Annotated in this window: 13 protein-coding genes; 5 read left to right on the top strand and 8 right to left on the bottom strand. The window is 63.3% G+C overall.

Features of this window, described 5'->3' with window-relative positions:
• The coding region (locus VIM98_RS14585; protein ID WP_331993833.1) for an RNA polymerase sigma factor region1.1 domain-containing protein at positions 1-1,036 on the bottom strand (1,036 nt) is incomplete at its 3' end.
• Positions 1,037-1,200: 164 nt separating this feature from the next.
• Positions 1,201-1,641 carry a D-aminoacyl-tRNA deacylase gene (dtd, locus tag VIM98_RS14580; RefSeq protein ID WP_331993832.1) on the bottom strand — a complete coding sequence of 147 codons (441 nt, stop codon included), beginning with the start codon at positions 1,639-1,641 and terminating at the stop codon, positions 1,201-1,203.
• Here dtd and VIM98_RS14575 point away from each other — a divergent pair.
• Positions 1,615-2,667, top strand: coding sequence for a lipid A biosynthesis acyltransferase (locus VIM98_RS14575; RefSeq protein WP_331993831.1), 1,053 nt, complete (start codon positions 1,615-1,617; stop codon positions 2,665-2,667). The two genes, dtd and VIM98_RS14575, sit on opposite strands and share 27 nt — an antisense overlap.
• Before the next feature lie 63 nt (positions 2,668-2,730).
• On the opposite strand, the gene VIM98_RS14570 is transcribed toward VIM98_RS14575, so the two are convergent.
• The 4 genes from VIM98_RS14570 to VIM98_RS14555 form a co-directional block, all read right to left on the bottom strand.
• On the bottom strand, positions 2,731-3,042 hold the full coding sequence (locus tag VIM98_RS14570; protein WP_414650225.1) for a hypothetical protein: 312 nt from the start codon (positions 3,040-3,042) through the stop codon (positions 2,731-2,733).
• Between the two features lie 8 nt (positions 3,043-3,050).
• The gene (locus VIM98_RS14565; protein ID WP_331993829.1) at positions 3,051-4,778 is read right to left on the bottom strand and encodes an ArnT family glycosyltransferase; all 1,728 of its coding nucleotides are present in this window, start codon (positions 4,776-4,778) and stop codon (positions 3,051-3,053) included.
• Positions 4,779-4,970: 192 nt separating this feature from the next.
• Entirely contained in the window at positions 4,971-6,011 is a 1,041-nt protein-coding gene (locus tag VIM98_RS14560) for a CDP-glycerol glycerophosphotransferase family protein (RefSeq protein ID WP_331993828.1), read from the bottom strand.
• Positions 6,012-6,014: 3 nt separating this feature from the next.
• On the bottom strand, positions 6,015-6,830 hold the full coding sequence (locus VIM98_RS14555; RefSeq protein ID WP_331993827.1) for a glycosyltransferase family 2 protein: 816 nt from the start codon (positions 6,828-6,830) through the stop codon (positions 6,015-6,017).
• Between the two features lie 185 nt (positions 6,831-7,015).
• Between VIM98_RS14555 and VIM98_RS14550 the strand changes: the two genes are divergently transcribed.
• The 4 genes from VIM98_RS14550 to VIM98_RS14535 are packed head-to-tail and all read left to right on the top strand — an operon-like array spanning position 7,016 to position 11,075.
• Complete coding sequence (locus tag VIM98_RS14550) at positions 7,016-8,308, top strand: O-antigen ligase family protein (RefSeq protein ID WP_331993826.1); 1,293 nt, start codon at positions 7,016-7,018, stop codon at positions 8,306-8,308.
• A gap of 37 nt (positions 8,309-8,345) precedes the next feature.
• On the top strand, positions 8,346-9,284 hold the full coding sequence (locus tag VIM98_RS14545) for a UDP-glucuronic acid decarboxylase family protein (RefSeq protein ID WP_331993825.1): 939 nt from the start codon (positions 8,346-8,348) through the stop codon (positions 9,282-9,284).
• A gap of 1 nt (position 9,285) precedes the next feature.
• Positions 9,286-10,203: a glycosyltransferase family 2 protein gene (locus VIM98_RS14540; protein ID WP_331993824.1), complete on the top strand. Its 918-nt coding sequence runs from the start codon at positions 9,286-9,288 to the stop codon at positions 10,201-10,203.
• A gap of 5 nt (positions 10,204-10,208) precedes the next feature.
• Positions 10,209-11,075 carry a glycosyltransferase family 2 protein gene (locus VIM98_RS14535; protein ID WP_331993823.1) on the top strand — a complete coding sequence of 289 codons (867 nt, stop codon included), beginning with the start codon at positions 10,209-10,211 and terminating at the stop codon, positions 11,073-11,075.
• Between the two features lie 130 nt (positions 11,076-11,205).
• Here VIM98_RS14535 and VIM98_RS14530 read toward each other — a convergent pair whose 3' ends face one another.
• Together VIM98_RS14530 and VIM98_RS14525 are read right to left on the bottom strand one after the other, a co-directional pair.
• A complete protein-coding gene (locus tag VIM98_RS14530; protein ID WP_331993822.1) occupies positions 11,206-12,219 on the bottom strand; it encodes a glycosyltransferase in 1,014 nt (337 codons plus the stop codon).
• Positions 12,206-13,927, bottom strand: coding sequence for a glycosyltransferase family 39 protein (locus VIM98_RS14525; protein ID WP_331993821.1), 1,722 nt, complete (start codon positions 13,925-13,927; stop codon positions 12,206-12,208). Before VIM98_RS14525 ends, VIM98_RS14530 begins: the two co-directional genes overlap by 14 nt.
• Positions 13,928-14,043: the final 116 nt, after the last annotated feature.

Here is a 14,043-nt window from a genome sequence, read left to right as displayed (position 1 = left end):
CCTGCTCGGCGTCGATCGCTTCCTTGTAGTTCTTGATGTTCGGCGACCACTTCTGGCGCTTGCGGCCCAGCTCGTTCGCCCACTCGAGGTTGCCCTCGTTGCTGGGGAAGGTCTTGATGAACTCGGCCTTGGGCATCTTCACCTGCTTGACGAAGATGTCCATCAGCACGCGCTCGTGGTGGCGGATGTCGCCCACCACTTCGCGCAGCTTGCGCACGAAGCTGTCGATCAGCGCGGAAGGCAGCTTGAGCTTGAGGAATTCCTCGGCCATCTGCTCGCGCAGCTTGATGATCTTCTTGTCGCCGATGTCGGTGGTCTTGGCCGAGGCCTTCTGGAACTTGCCGTAGTAGTCGCGCAGCAGTTCCATGCGGCGCTTGACCTCTTCCGGATCCGGGCCGGTCGGGCCTTCGTCTTCATCGGTGCCGGACGCTTCTTCGTCTTCGTCCTCTTCGACGTCGACGTCGCCATCGCCGAGTTCTTCGGCGGCGGCAGCCTGGGCGGCATCGGCGGCTTCTTCCAGGTCGGCGAAGCCGGCCAGGATCTCGCTCAGGCGGCGCTTGCCGTCCAGGTGCTGGTCGTATTCTTCCAGCAGCAGCTGGATGGTCAGCGGGAAGCTGGCCAGCGCGGTCTGCACCTGGCCCAGGCCTTCTTCGATACGCTTGGCGATGGCGATTTCGCCTTCACGGGTCAGCAGCTCGACCGTACCCATCTCGCGCATGTACATGCGGACGGGGTCGGTAGTGCGGCCCACTTCGGCATCCACGGCCGACAGCAGGGCCACGGCTTCTTCGGCTGCCGCTTCGTCGTCGGTACCGCCGCCGCCGGTGTCGGCCAGCGGGTCGGAATCCGGGGCGGCGTCGTGCACTTCGATACCGACGCCCTTGAGCACCGCCATGATGTCTTCGATCTGCTCGGGATCGACAACGTCGTCGGGCAGGTGGTCGTTGATCTCGGCGTAAGTCAGATAGCCCTGCTCCAGACCTTTGGAGATCAGTGCTTTGATTTCGGACTGTTGCTCAGGAGCTTTGCTATTCATACCTACCGCCGCGTATGCAGGAACCGATCAGTATACCCATGTGGCGCTTTTTTGACCAGTTTTCAAGGAAAAAATTGCCCGAGCTAAGCACGCAAAAATCGCGCCAAACAAGCGCTTGCGGCTGAATTTCTCGAAACTCGGGGAGATGGCCGGAGGCGACGCGATCAGGGCACTTCGAGCCAGAAGGTGACCGGTCCGTCGTTGACCAGGTGTACTTCCATATGGGCGCCGAACTGACCGATTTCCACCCCTGGATGGGCGGCACGTGCCCGTTCCACCAGCCGGTCGAACCAGCGGCGGCCATGTTCGGGCGTGGCGGCGCTGGTAAAGCTGGGGCGCATGCCCGAGCGGGTATCGGCCGCCAGGGTGAACTGGCTGACCAGCAGCAGGCCGCCGCCGGTATCGGCCAGGCTGCGATTCATCTTGCCCTGGTCGTCGGCGAATACCCGGTAGCCGAGCAGCCGTTCGAGCATGCGCTTGGTCTGGGCTTCGCCGTCGTTGGGCTGAACCGCCACCAGGGCAAGCAGACCGCCGCCGATGGCGCCGACAGTGCGCCCTTCGACATCGACGCGGGCGGATTGGACGCGTTGGATAAGGGAGATCATGGGGCCTTAGGGGTAAGGTCGGCCGCTGCGGCCTATCGGGAGTTAGGAAGAAGAGCCGGTATTTTGCCCTGTCGCGTAATATCACGCCTTTCCCTTACCCCTCATTCCTCGAAGGCCGCGCAGCGGCTGACTCGTTACGTGAAGCCGATGCGCCCTGACATCTATCTCCTTTATCTGCTCCTGCGCCTGTTCGGCCTTCTTCCGTTGCGTGTCCTGCACGCGATGGGGGCGTGGCTCGGCAGATGGTCGCTGTGGCGGCAGGCTCGGTCGGTTCGGCATACGGCGACCAACTTGCGCATCGTACGGCCGTCATTAGATGCGGCGGAGCAGGCGGCATTGCTGCGCGAGGTGATGATCGAGAGCGGCAAGTCGGTCACGGAGATCGCCAAGATCTGGGGCAGCGACGCGATGAGCGCGTTGGCGCTGGTGCGCGAGGTGCAGGGCGAGGCGCTGTTCGATCGAGCGCTGGCCGCGGGCAAGGGCGTCATCATTGCCGCGCCGCATCTGGGTTGCTGGGAACTGCTCAACTACTGGTTGTGCCGCAAGACGCCGATGGCGATCTTGTATCGGCCGCCGCGCATCGCCGCAGTGGAAGGGCTCCTGCGCAAGGCACGCGGTGCGCTGGCGCCGGAGCAGGTGCGGGCGGAAGGCGCTGGCGTGCGTACGCTGTACAAGCGACTGGCCGCAGGCGGGACAGTCGGGATCTTGCCGGACCAGAAGCCACGCGAGGGCGAAGGTCAATTGGCGCCGTTCTTTGGCCGCGATGCCGAGACGATGGTGTTGTTGCCGCGTCTGGCGGCGCGGACTGGGGCGACGGTGTTGTTTGCGTTTGCGGAGCGGTTGCCGCGGGGCGAGGGGTTTCGTATCCATCTGGTGCCGGCGCCCGAAGGTCTGGCCGATGCGGATCTGGCGACAGCGTGCACAGCGCTCAATCGCGGCGTGGAGCAGTGCGTGGAGCTCGCGTTTACGCAGTATCAATGGCACTACAAGCGGTATACGCGGAGCGACCGGCCCAGTCCTTATTGAGGATCGAGGTGTGCACTGTCACTCCGGCCTTTCGGCAAAAGGGGCAAGGGATAAGGGCGGTTGCTACTGCGACTTGTCCAGCCGCCGAAGAAACACACCCATTTCTTTTTCCGCTTGCTTGTCGCCATGTTTGATGGCGGCGTCGACTCCCTTCTCCCACGCTCTGCGCGCAGTTGCCTCGTCTTCCAGCGCTAACGCTGCTTTTCCCAGCAGTTTCCACGCGGCGGTGTAGCCGCTGTCGAAGTCGACGGCGCGCTGAAGCTCTTCCATCGCGCCGGCAGCATCGCCGGCACCGAGCAACGCATTGCCCAGCGCAAATCGCAACAAAGCGCCATCGCGCGGGCCGCCGCATTGCGCGCGCAGATTGGCGATCAAGTCGGCGTTCACGGCAGGGTGCGATTGCGCCAGTCGCTGGCCTGGTAGATCCTGGTCGGTTGCAGCGGCTCGCTCGGAATGCGGCCGGCACGCAGGGCGGCCAGGGAGCTGGCAGGCCACGTCACCACCCACGAGGAGCGGAACGGTTGAGCCAAAAGTGGGTAGCGCTTGTCGTTGGGGTCGAGCGTGTTGACCGGTACTACGATCAGGCCGTCCGGGTGAGCGGCGGCAAAAGCCTGGATGTCTTCGTTGTTCACCAGCTCGTGCACTGGCTGGGTCAGCCGTGCTTCGAAGTTGAACTGGCCTTCGTAGTTGCCTACATAGCCGATCGCGCGGTGGTCGGCATCGGCTGCGGCGAGCAAGCTTGCCGTGGGATGCAGATCGTACTTGTGCCACAGGGTGAGAGTGAACAGCGAGTTCAGGGCGAGCGTACCGACCAGACCGGCCACGGCCAATCGTCGGGTTTCGCCACGGCCGCGCAGCAGCAGCAAGGCGCCGAGCAGGACAAAGGCCACGCTGAAGACACGGCTATGCGAGGCGGCACCGTCGAACCACTCGCCGTGCAGGCGATTGCTGGCGACCAGATCGGGAAGTACGAACAGGAACACAGCGATGGCGATGCCACCGATGCCAAGGATCCAGGTGCCGAACCAGGCACTCGTGGCCAGCTCGGGGTGCTTTTCGCGCAGCACCGCAATAGCGCCGGCGACAAGCAACGCGGCGCAGGCGAACTCCGGCAGCGGGTAGTACAACTGCTTGCCGCTGATCAGCGAGAACACGATGAAGGTCGGTACCAGCCAGCACAGCGCGAAGCGCAAGCCCGGCTCCAGCGGCTTGCGCAGCATGGATAGCGCGATCAGGGCGCGGGGCCAAGCGGCCAAAGGAAAGGTCAGGATCGGGATCCACAGCAGGTACCACCAGAACGGCCGCGCGTGACTCTGTAGCGGTTCGGCATGCTGCAGGCCGTTGACCACACGCCCGGCCGTCTGGGTGAAGAACAGTCGTTGGCGATAAGCGTCGCCACCGCTGAAACCGGCCGGCAGAGCCCAGGCCAGCAACATGGCAAAGCCGACCAGCATGGCCAGCACGCCGCGACCGTACCAGCGTCCGCGGTTGGCGGCGGCCCAATCGTTCCATAACGGACCGAGCAACCAGGGGAACAACACGTGCACCAGCATGACCGGGCCCTTGGTCAGCAACCCCAGGCCGATGCACAGACCGAACAGCAGCCAGCGCGGTTCTTCGCGTGCGACCTTCGGAGTCAGGCAGAGCAAAGCGGCCAATGCCCAGACGGCAAGCAGCACGTCGTACATGATCTGCAGGCCGAACAGGAAGGCATAGCTCAAGGCCATCAGCATCCACGGCGCGGCCTTGGCGACCCAGGCGCGGGTCGGGAACAGGCGTCGAGCGAGCGTAGCCAGCAGCATCAGCTGTATGGCCCCGAACGCCACTTCGAGCACGCGCGGCCAGATATCGTTGACGCCGAATACGAACCAGCCAGCGTGGATCATCCAGAACAACAGCGGTACTTTCTCGCTGTAAGGCGCACCGTTGATGTGCGGCACCAGCCAGTGATGCTGTTGCCACATCTCCCAGGCCACGGCCAAGGTGCGGGTGGAATACAGCGGCATCGGGCCATGCGAAAAGATCGCAATCAGTGCGATCACTATCCATAACGGCAGCCAGGGCCACAGGGCTCGCAGGTGTTCGGTACGGCTGTATGCGCTCGATGACACGTTTGTGCTCTTCCTGGAGATGACGGGATTTTAACCCCAGCGGTAGGCGTTATACCCGCAAAGCGGACCGAAGCGCATACGGCGCATCGGCGGATCAGTCAGTTAGCACCGGAATCCGATGCTGCTGTTCGGGATGGGTTCGGCTATATGGTCGTTCTGTGCAGGAACGCGTGAACCCGATTGGGTTGCCGTTCAGTACCGCGCCGGCCCCCAATAGCCGATGCGGCGTCGCAGCTTGAGCTTGCGCCACATATTGGCGGGCTTGCGCTTGCGATTGCGGCCGCCGCGCGCGACGAAGGTATCGATCGCATCGAGCACGCGCTCGCTGGAGCGTCCGTCGCGATACGGGTGGATGGCATTGGCGAAGTCTTCGATCGCCTGCATCAATTCCGGCGGACGTGCGAGCGCGCGCTCGATGGCCGGTTCGAATGCGGACGGGTCGTCGATATCGATCAACTGCGGTCCGGGGCGGCGATTCTTGAAGGTGACCACCGGTTTGCCGGTGAGCAGGAATTCGCTGAGCGCCGAAGAGGTATCCGAACACATCATGTCGACCTGGGGAAACAGCTCCAGGATGTTGTCGTTCTCGGCGAAAGTGAGGTATTCGTTCTGCAGCGCCTTGTAGCGCGCCACCGTCTCGGGATTCATCTTCGGATGGAAAGTGACGATCCAGTGCCAGCGGCCGTCGCGCGACAGGCGCCTGACCTCGTCGTACAAGGTCTCGGCAGCGCTCCAGGACGGCGAAAAGGTCGAGTGATAAAGGATGACCGGTGGCTTGCGTACCGCCGGCAGGGGGCCGGCGATTTCCTTCATGAAGGGATCGAGCTTGGGCCAGCCGGTCTCGATCACGCTGAAATGGCCGAGCTGATCGGCCAAGGCCTGGAACTGCGCGGTGTCGCGAGGGCCGGTAGTGCAATACAGGTCGAAGAATCCGCGGATGTAGATATGCCGTGGCTTTCCGGCATCGAAACCGTGGAAGGTTTCCACTTTGACGCCCGGAAAGAAGTGCGGCAAATGATTGGACGACGTAATGCACGCCAGCGGCTTCCAGGCGCGGACTTCGTCCACCGTCAGCAGGCGTTCGCCTTCGACCAGATCCTCGGCACCGGGCCCGTCGAAGAACCATGCCGCCTCGTGGCCGCGCGCGCGAATGGCGGCCTGGATCGGGCGCAGGATGGCCAGCGCATAGCGCTCCGAACCATAGAGGAGGTAGTGCTTCTTGGTATCGGGCATGGGTCAGCGATCGATCTTGTGGCGGGTGAGGGCGACACGGGCGAGCGCCACCGAATCGGGGTTATTGCGCATTTCGTAGTAGCGCATGCGCTTGTATAGCGCATAGCTGGCCGCCGTCTGGGCGATCATGAAGCCGCGCCAGCCGTCGAGGAAGGCCAGGCGGAACAGGTAATCCTTGATAAAGGCCAGCCAGAAGACGAACGGTGCCTGCCACATCCGCACGGGCTTGCGCTTGTCCAGCCAGTCCAGGCATTTGAGCTCGGCGTAGCGCAGCACCTTTAGCTGCTTATGCGCCAGGGTCGGGTTGTTCGCATGATTGAATGGCGCGCGCATGATCGGCGCCGTGCCTTCGTAACGCAACGACTCGTGCACGCGTACGTCGGCCCAGCGGGCGCGCTGACGGTGATAGATGCGGGCCATCTTTTCGCCCATCGCCGGTCGATACCAGCGCATGGGACGGCCCATATAGATGGTGCTGCGTCGAAGGACGATGGCGGGGCTGGCGCCTGCCATCAGCGCCGGCAATTGCTCGGCCAGTTCGTTGGCCAGTGCCGGCGAGAGGTACTCGTCGGCATCCAGTGCCAGGATCCAGTCATGGCTGGCATGTGTCGCGGCGGCGTTGCGCTGCGGGCCGAAGCCAAGCCAATCCTGATGCAGCACGCGGGCGCCATGCGCCTGCGCCACGGCAAGGGTGTCGTCCTCGCTGCCGCTGTCGATCACCAGCTTTTCGGCCGCGAACGGCACGCTGTCCAGGCAACGGGCAATGTTTTCGGCCTCGTTGTGGGTAATGACGACGAGGGTCAGCGGAAGCGTGGGCATAGTGTGAATTCTAGCCGGCCGGTCGGCCCGATGGTGATCTCGTGCGTTAAAAGAGTGCTTTACCCAGCAAAATTTCGCGGTCGGCTGATTTTCAGGTCAGCTCACGCAGTATTTTCCGTCAATTAACCGCGATCAATGGGATACTGAACAGCAGGATGCCAGGGTCGGAACCAAGTGAGTAGGTAATGAGTGAGCAAGCCCTTTCGCCCCAAGGACGCCCACGCGAGCTAATGGATGTGGCGGTCGGCCCAGGCACGATGCCGCAAGCATGGCGGGCGTCGGCAGCATGGCGATTGCTTGTGCGGCGCGAGGGTCGGCGATATCTGGTCGGCCTGGGCATCCTCTGGCTGTTGCTCGGCATGGTAATCATGCCAGCCGGTGTGTCGTTCAACCCCGGCAAGGCCTATCAGGGCAGCCTGATCGTGCTGATGTACCTGCCGGCACTGTGCCTGGCCTTCGCCGAGCGCGGACGGCTGTGGCGCGAGCTCTGGCGGCTGCCGCTGTTCCGAGTATTCCTGCTGTTGCTGGCCTGGGCCACCTTGTCGCTGCTATGGGCGCACCTGCATCGCCCCGGCGACGAACTGGGGCGCCTGCTCAGCGTGATGACCTTCGTACTGGCCTGGCAGCTGTGGGATGCCGATGGCGAAGACTATATGAGCATGCTGCTGTTCGTCGGTGGCATTGCCGTGGCGCTGTGCGCCGGCTATTACTGCGTGACCTTTCTGGTGCACCCGGATCCGGCGGACATGGGGCGCATTGCCGGTGAGGGAACCATCGCTGCGACCAACTATGCAGCTGCCTTGATGGGCGCGGTAACGATCTGGCTTTCGCAGTTGCGCTTGCGGACGCGTCGTCTGGTCGTGCTGCGCTGGACGGCGATCGCACTGCTGCTGTTCTTTATCGTGCTGACGCATACACGCGGCGTGTGGTTGGCGCTGGGCGCCTGTGTCGTCACGGCGCCGATGTGGCAATCCACTCCGATACGCCGCTGGGCATGGGCGATGGCCGCGATGCTGGTCGCCCTGGCAGTTGCGCTGCCGCTGCACCTGTTGACCGAGCGCGGTATGTCGCTGCGTCCCGAGCTGCTGTCGCAATCGCTGCAGCAGATCGTCCAGCGCCCCTGGCTCGGCTTGGGGCAGGGCGCACCGATTACCTTATGGGTGGCGGGCGCGGCCTATACGCACAGCCATAACCTGTTGACCCAGGTGACGCTGGAGCTGGGCCTGCCTGGCCTGGCGCTGACCGTGGCGATGTGGCTGATGGTCGGCTGGCAGGGCTGGCGTCATCGCCAGGAGCTGCGCGGTCGGATCTTGCTGGGACTCTGGGTGTATGCGTCGGTGGTGTTGCAATTCGACATGCCGCAGCTGCTCGACAGCCCTCGTCCGGGCTGGATCCTGATCTGGCTGCCGTTCTCCCTGGCGATCGGTATGGCGATGCGCGAGCGCGCCGCGAGCCGGCCGGATATCATGAGCCGTTGATCTTACTGCCGCTCAAGCGCGGCAACGGGGACGGTGAATGAGCAGAGTGTTGGTGACTGGCGGCGCGGGATTTCTCGGCTCGCATTTGTGCGATCGGCTGATCCGCGACGGCCACGATGTGTTGTGCGTGGACAATTTCTATACCGGCAGCAAGCAGAATATCGTCCACTTGCTCGATCACCGCTACTTCGAGCTGATGCGCCACGACGTCACCTTCCCGCTGTACGTGGAAGTGGATCGCATCTACAACCTGGCTTGCCCGGCCTCGCCGGTGCATTACCAGCACGATCCGGTGCAGACCACCAAGACCAGCGTGCATGGTGCGATCAACATGCTTGGCCTGGCCAAGCGGTTGCGCGCACGCATCCTGCAGGCCTCGACCAGCGAGGTCTATGGCGATCCTGAAGTGCACCCGCAGCGCGAGGAGTACTGGGGTCGGGTCAACCCGATCGGCATCCGCAGCTGCTATGACGAAGGCAAGCGCTGCGCCGAAACGCTGTTCTTCGATTACTACCGGCAGCATGCGCTGGAGATCAAGGTCGTACGCATCTTCAACACCTACGGCCCGCGCATGCATCCCAACGACGGCCGCGTGGTGAGCAACTTCATCGTGCAGGCGCTCAAGGGCGAGGACATCACCATTTACGGCGATGGTCAGCAGACGCGCAGCTTCTGCTACGTCGACGACCTGATCGAGGCGATGGTGCGCACGATGGATACCGGCCCGGATTTCACCGGTCCGGTAAACATCGGCAACCCGCACGAGCACACCATCCGCGAACTGGCCGAGAAGGTCATTACGATGGTCGGCGGCACATCCAGACTGATCTTCAAACCGTTGCCGCAGGACGATCCGCGTCAACGCCAACCGGATATCGCGCTGGCCAAGGAAAAGCTCGGCTGGGAGCCGAAGGTGCATATCGACGACGGCTTGCGCGAGACCATCGCGTACTTCCGTCGCTTGCTGGGCCAGTGACATGAGCGCACCGGCGTTCTCGGTGGTGGTCACCAATTACAACTATCGCGACTTCGTGATCGAGGCGGTGGATAGCGCGCTGGCGCAAAGTCGGGAGCCCCTTGAAGTGATCGTAGTGGACGACGGCTCCACCGATGGCTCGGCCGACCTGTTGCGCGAGCGCTACGGTAGCGATGCGCGGGTGAGGCTGGTGACGGGGCCTAACGGCGGGCAGCTCACTGCTTTCCAGCGCGGCTTGGCTCAGGCGAAGGGCGAGGTGGTGTGTTTTCTCGACGCCGACGATCGCTGGGGCGCGGATTATCTGCACACGTTGGGTGAAGTGTTCGACGCGCGTGCGGATATCGATTTCGTGTTTTCCGATGTGCAATTGATCGGCAATGAATCGGGTCGCCAAGGCTACGCGGACGATGCGACGGACCTGGGCTATACCGTGCTCGGTACCTGGGTGCGAGCGCATTGGTACGGCGCGCCGACCTCGGCGTTGGCGTTGCGTCGGCGCTTGGCGGAGCGTGTGCTCGATCTGCCGCCTGAGTTTGTCGCGCAGTGGCGTATTTCGGCGGACAACTGCCTGGTATTCGGTGCCAGTGTGCTTGGTGCCAAAAAATACTTTCTGCCGACCGGCCAGGTGGACTATCGCATTCACGGTCGCAACGGCTGGTGGCACGATCAGAAAAAAGCGCGCGAATTCCTGGCGCAGTTCCGTTCGCGTTGCCTGATCAACTACTACGCCCAACGCATGCAGCTCGATATCCACGCGTTGGATCTGGCCAAGCACGAATTCAAGTCGCGCAGCCGTCCAACCTGGAAAGAAGCCTGTATGTATGCCGATATCGCGCTGCGCGGTCCGGCTGTGTGGTGGAAGCGATTGGAGCGTGCGGTAGCGATTCTTTCGCGTGGCGCGCGCGGCAAGCACAAATGAATGGCATGAAGGTCAGTCTGGTCGTTCTCACTTATAACTGGCCGGCCGCATTGCGGCGAGTGCTGGAGAGCGTAGCGACGCAGAGCCGCCTGCCCGACGAGGTGGTCGTGGCCGACGACGGTTCGACCGCGGAAACGACCGAGCTGGTAGCGAGTTTTGCGGCAGCGTTTCCGGTGCCGTTGCGGCATGTGTGGCAAGAAGACCATGGCTTTCGTGCGGCACGGGCGCGTAATCGCGGGTTCGTGGCTTCGCATGGCGATTACATCGTGCTGATCGACGGCGACATGATCCTGCATCGGGATTTTGTCGCCGATCACCTGATGCTGGCCGAGCGTGGGTATTTCCTGCAGGGCGGACGGATCAAATCGACGCAGGCAGAAACCGATCGCTTGCTCGATGGCGGCAAGCCGGTGTTCGCACCTTGGTCACGCGCGGATTTTCACGTGTTCGATGGGATGCGCCGCCTGTATGCGTTTCATCAGCCGGCGCTGGCGCGCTGGAAGGCACGCGGGCGTAACGGTGGGCGCGTGATGAGCTGCAATATGAGTTTCTGGCGCGAGGACCTGCTGCGCGTCAATGGTTTCGACGAGCGCATGGAAGGCTATGGCGCGGAAGATCGCGAGCTTGCCGCGCGACTGGGTAACGCCGGAGTGAAGCGACGGCAGTTGAAGTGGGCGGCGCTTGCGGTGCATTTGGAGCATACGTCGCGTGCGCAACCGGATGTGGACGACATGAGCCTGCCGAACAATCGGTTGTTCAAGGCGACGGTAGACCAGAAGATTGTGCGGTGCGAGTTGGGGATGGATCGGCATGTGGGCGAGTTCGCTGCCGTAGGTGCCACCCCCTCACCCCAGCCCTCTCCCCCGGCATAGCCAGGAGAGAGGGAGCGGGTCTACGCAAGCGTGGATAGTGAGGCTTACCTCAGTCAGACCCTTCTCCCCCCGACACAGTTGGGCAGAGCGCGCAATCCCGCGCAAGTGCGCAAACTGAGGTCTGCCTCGGTCAGGCTCCCTCTCCCCCGGCGAAGCCGGGGGAGAGGGTTGGGGTGAGGGGAAAGGCCTCCCACGCAACCGCCAACCTTCCAGGAAACTCCGCCCGGTTGCTCTCGAACCATTGCCGTGCGGTTTGCCCAAGCGTCGTCGCGTCGGCTTCGCTCATCGCCGCACACCGCGCGATCGCCGTCTCCATCGCACTCTCATCGAACGCATAAAGCGTCGCCAGATCCTGCATCCCCGAAGGATGCGCCTTCACCAGCACTCCGCGCTCCGCCGTCACCAATTCATTCATCGGTTCGGCATCGAGCGTAACGACTACGGCGCCGCAACTCATCGCTTCGGCGATGTAGTGCCCATAACCCTCGGTCTGCGACGGACAGAGATGAAAGCGATGCTCGTTCTGCATGCGACGGTAGCTCGCATCGTCGATATGTTCGCGCAGCAGCACCACGTTCGCAGGCAAAGTTTCGATGTCCACGCGCTTGCGCCGCCATGCGACTGTTAACGCAGGCCATTCCGGATGTTTCGCCCATAGTCGCAGCAGTGCTGCCGTACCCTTGTTGCCGCTGCGTCCCGGGCCATGAAAGAACGCGTGCTTGCGCGGTATGTCAGCTAGCAGACGATCCTCGCTGTCGAACCCGATGAACCGCGTATCGGCGCCCAGTTCGCCGAACAGGCGCTCGGCGTGTCGCGTCTTGACCCATACCTCGTCCATCAGAGGCAGAGCCGCGCGATCTTCTGGGCGGAAATACTCCGGGTTGGGCAGCAGTACATTGCGCCGCGCAGCGGAAACGAACTCCGGGCGAATGCGCTCAAGCATCAGGTTCGCATCGAATGCCGGCGGCTTCCCGTGCAGGCGCATGCGGGTCAGCCATTCGGCGAAACGGCCGCGATGCGGCAGGCCCAGGACATCTACCGTATGACCCGTGGCGCGCAGAGCGTCGGCCAGCCGCAGCAGGTCGCGGCTGAGGCCGGCGCCATTGTCGCGGGCGATCAGCTGGCAACGCTTACTGTTCGGCATTGTCCGGGTCCACCACCAGGTTGTCGTCCTTCGTCGGAACGCAGCCAGGCACCACGGCATCGGCCTTGAACAGCCACCACTGGCGGCGATTGGCATGACCCAGGTCAATGGCCTTCTGGCGTTGCACGCAATCGCCCAACGCCGTGTCTTGCGCAAACAGCCAGCGTGTCGTCGGTGCCTGCGCCTGCCATTGCACACCGGCGGCGTATTGCTTGCGCGTGGGTTGCCTGAAGCCGAAATCGGTCGCGGGGCGTTCCAGCATCAGCAGATTCTGCTCGGTCCAGTCGATCAGGCCCAGCTCGTCCTGGGGCGCCAGGTGCACGCGCACTTCGCGCATCAATCCGGCCGAGGAGCTGGAATCGTTGAGCAAGGGATAGGCCCAAAGACTCCATACCAGCCACAACGCAGTCATTCCCCCGACGACGGCCCAGGCAGCGCGCCGCACGCGGAAAATCGCCGCCATCGTCAGCTGCAAAGCGCCGATCGCGATACACATCCACCACAGCGCATCGCCCTGCTCGTCGAAGCCGCGCGATACGGAAAGGTCGATCGCGAACTTCGGATGCGCAGCCAGGGCATAGGCGCCAAGCAGCAGGACGATCGCGCCCATCAGTGCGATGAAAGCCAGGCCCAGCCGGCGTAGCCAGGTTGAGGCGAGCAGTTCTTCCAGATAAGGCGCCGTGATGAGCGCCAGCATCGGTACCGCCGGCAGGATGTACACATCGCGCTTACCTGGCGAGGCGCTGAAGAAAATCAGCAGCAGTACGATCCATCCCAGCGGCAGCAATACGCGCGCATCCTTGGCTTTGAGCGCACGCCACCAGCGTGGCAGCGTGCCGGGATACGTCAGCGACAACGGTAACCAGCTGAATAGCAGGATCGGGATGTAATAGACCGGCGAATGTACGTGGTGCCAGGCGTTGGCGTAGCGACCGGCGGTCTGACGGAAGAGGATGTCGTTGACGTAGGCGAGATAAGCCGGGTTGCTCTCACCACGGGCATGCGCAACCAGCAGCATCGGCACCAGCCACAGTGCGATGGCGAGCAGGGCTGCCGGCAGGCCGAGCAGCCAGCGCCACCAGGTTCCTTTGCCCATGGCCGGCAGGCCTTGCCAGCGCCAGCGGGCGGCGATGGCGTAGGGCACCAGCATCAGCAGGGCGAGCACGCCCACACCCTTGGTGATCACGCCCAGGCCTGCGCAGAAACAGCCCAGCCAGTACATGCGCCAGTTCGGGCCGAGCAAGGTATGCCGCAGCAGGCCGTAGTTACCGGCGGTGATGAAAAACACCACCAGAGGGTCGATCTGCGCGCGCTTGACCTGGAAGACGAACTGGAAACACATCAGCAGCGCCATGCCGGCGTAGATGCCAACGCGCCGGTTCCACAGGCGCCGCCCAAGGTCGTAGACCAGCAGTACGCAACCCAGCGCCGCCAGCAGCGAGGGCAGCAGGAAGGCGACGCGCCAGCTGCGCAGCAGGGAATAGCTGGCCGCTTCCAGCCACATCAGCATCGGCGGCTTGTCCGAATACAGCTCCGAGCCGCGATGTGGAAACAGCCAGTCGCCGCTTTCGACCATGTGCTTGGCAACCAGGGTGAAACGCGGCTCGTCCGAGGGCCAGGGATCGCGTAAGCCGATGCCCGCACCGATCACCACGAAGGCGAACAGCAGCATGAGCCAGAAGAGACGGCGGTCGGCGGATTCGGACATGCGGAGCCTATGGTCTTCGTAAGGCCCTGATTATCGCAGGAGCGGCTTAGCGTTGGCTTCCGGAAAAAGCGCAATCTTCCTACGTCGCCTCGGCGAACCCCGCAAAAGGCGACCTC

The sequence above is a fragment of the Dyella sp. genome (genome assembly GCF_036568765.1).
Lineage (GTDB): Bacteria > Pseudomonadota > Gammaproteobacteria > Xanthomonadales > Rhodanobacteraceae > GSA-30.
The sequence above is the reverse complement of the archived record's forward strand: the minus strand, read 5'-3'. Positions and strand labels throughout refer to the sequence as shown.

Coding starts and splice junctions, on each gene's coding strand:
- dtd (WP_331993832.1), bottom strand. CDS start 1,641: ATGATCTCCCTTATCCAACGCGTCCAATCCGCCCGCGTCGATGTCGAA.
- VIM98_RS14560 (WP_331993828.1), bottom strand. CDS start 6,011: ATGCCCGATACCAAGAAGCACTACCTCCTCTATGGTTCGGAGCGCTAT.
- VIM98_RS14555 (WP_331993827.1), bottom strand. CDS start 6,830: ATGCCCACGCTTCCGCTGACCCTCGTCGTCATTACCCACAACGAGGCC.
- VIM98_RS14550 (WP_331993826.1), top strand. CDS start 7,016: ATGAGTGAGCAAGCCCTTTCGCCCCAAGGACGCCCACGCGAGCTAATG.
- VIM98_RS14545 (WP_331993825.1), top strand. CDS start 8,346: ATGAGCAGAGTGTTGGTGACTGGCGGCGCGGGATTTCTCGGCTCGCAT.
- VIM98_RS14540 (WP_331993824.1), top strand. CDS start 9,286: ATGAGCGCACCGGCGTTCTCGGTGGTGGTCACCAATTACAACTATCGC.
- VIM98_RS14535 (WP_331993823.1), top strand. CDS start 10,209: ATGAAGGTCAGTCTGGTCGTTCTCACTTATAACTGGCCGGCCGCATTG.
- VIM98_RS14530 (WP_331993822.1), bottom strand. CDS start 12,219: ATGCCGAACAGTAAGCGTTGCCAGCTGATCGCCCGCGACAATGGCGCC.
- VIM98_RS14525 (WP_331993821.1), bottom strand. CDS start 13,927: ATGTCCGAATCCGCCGACCGCCGTCTCTTCTGGCTCATGCTGCTGTTC.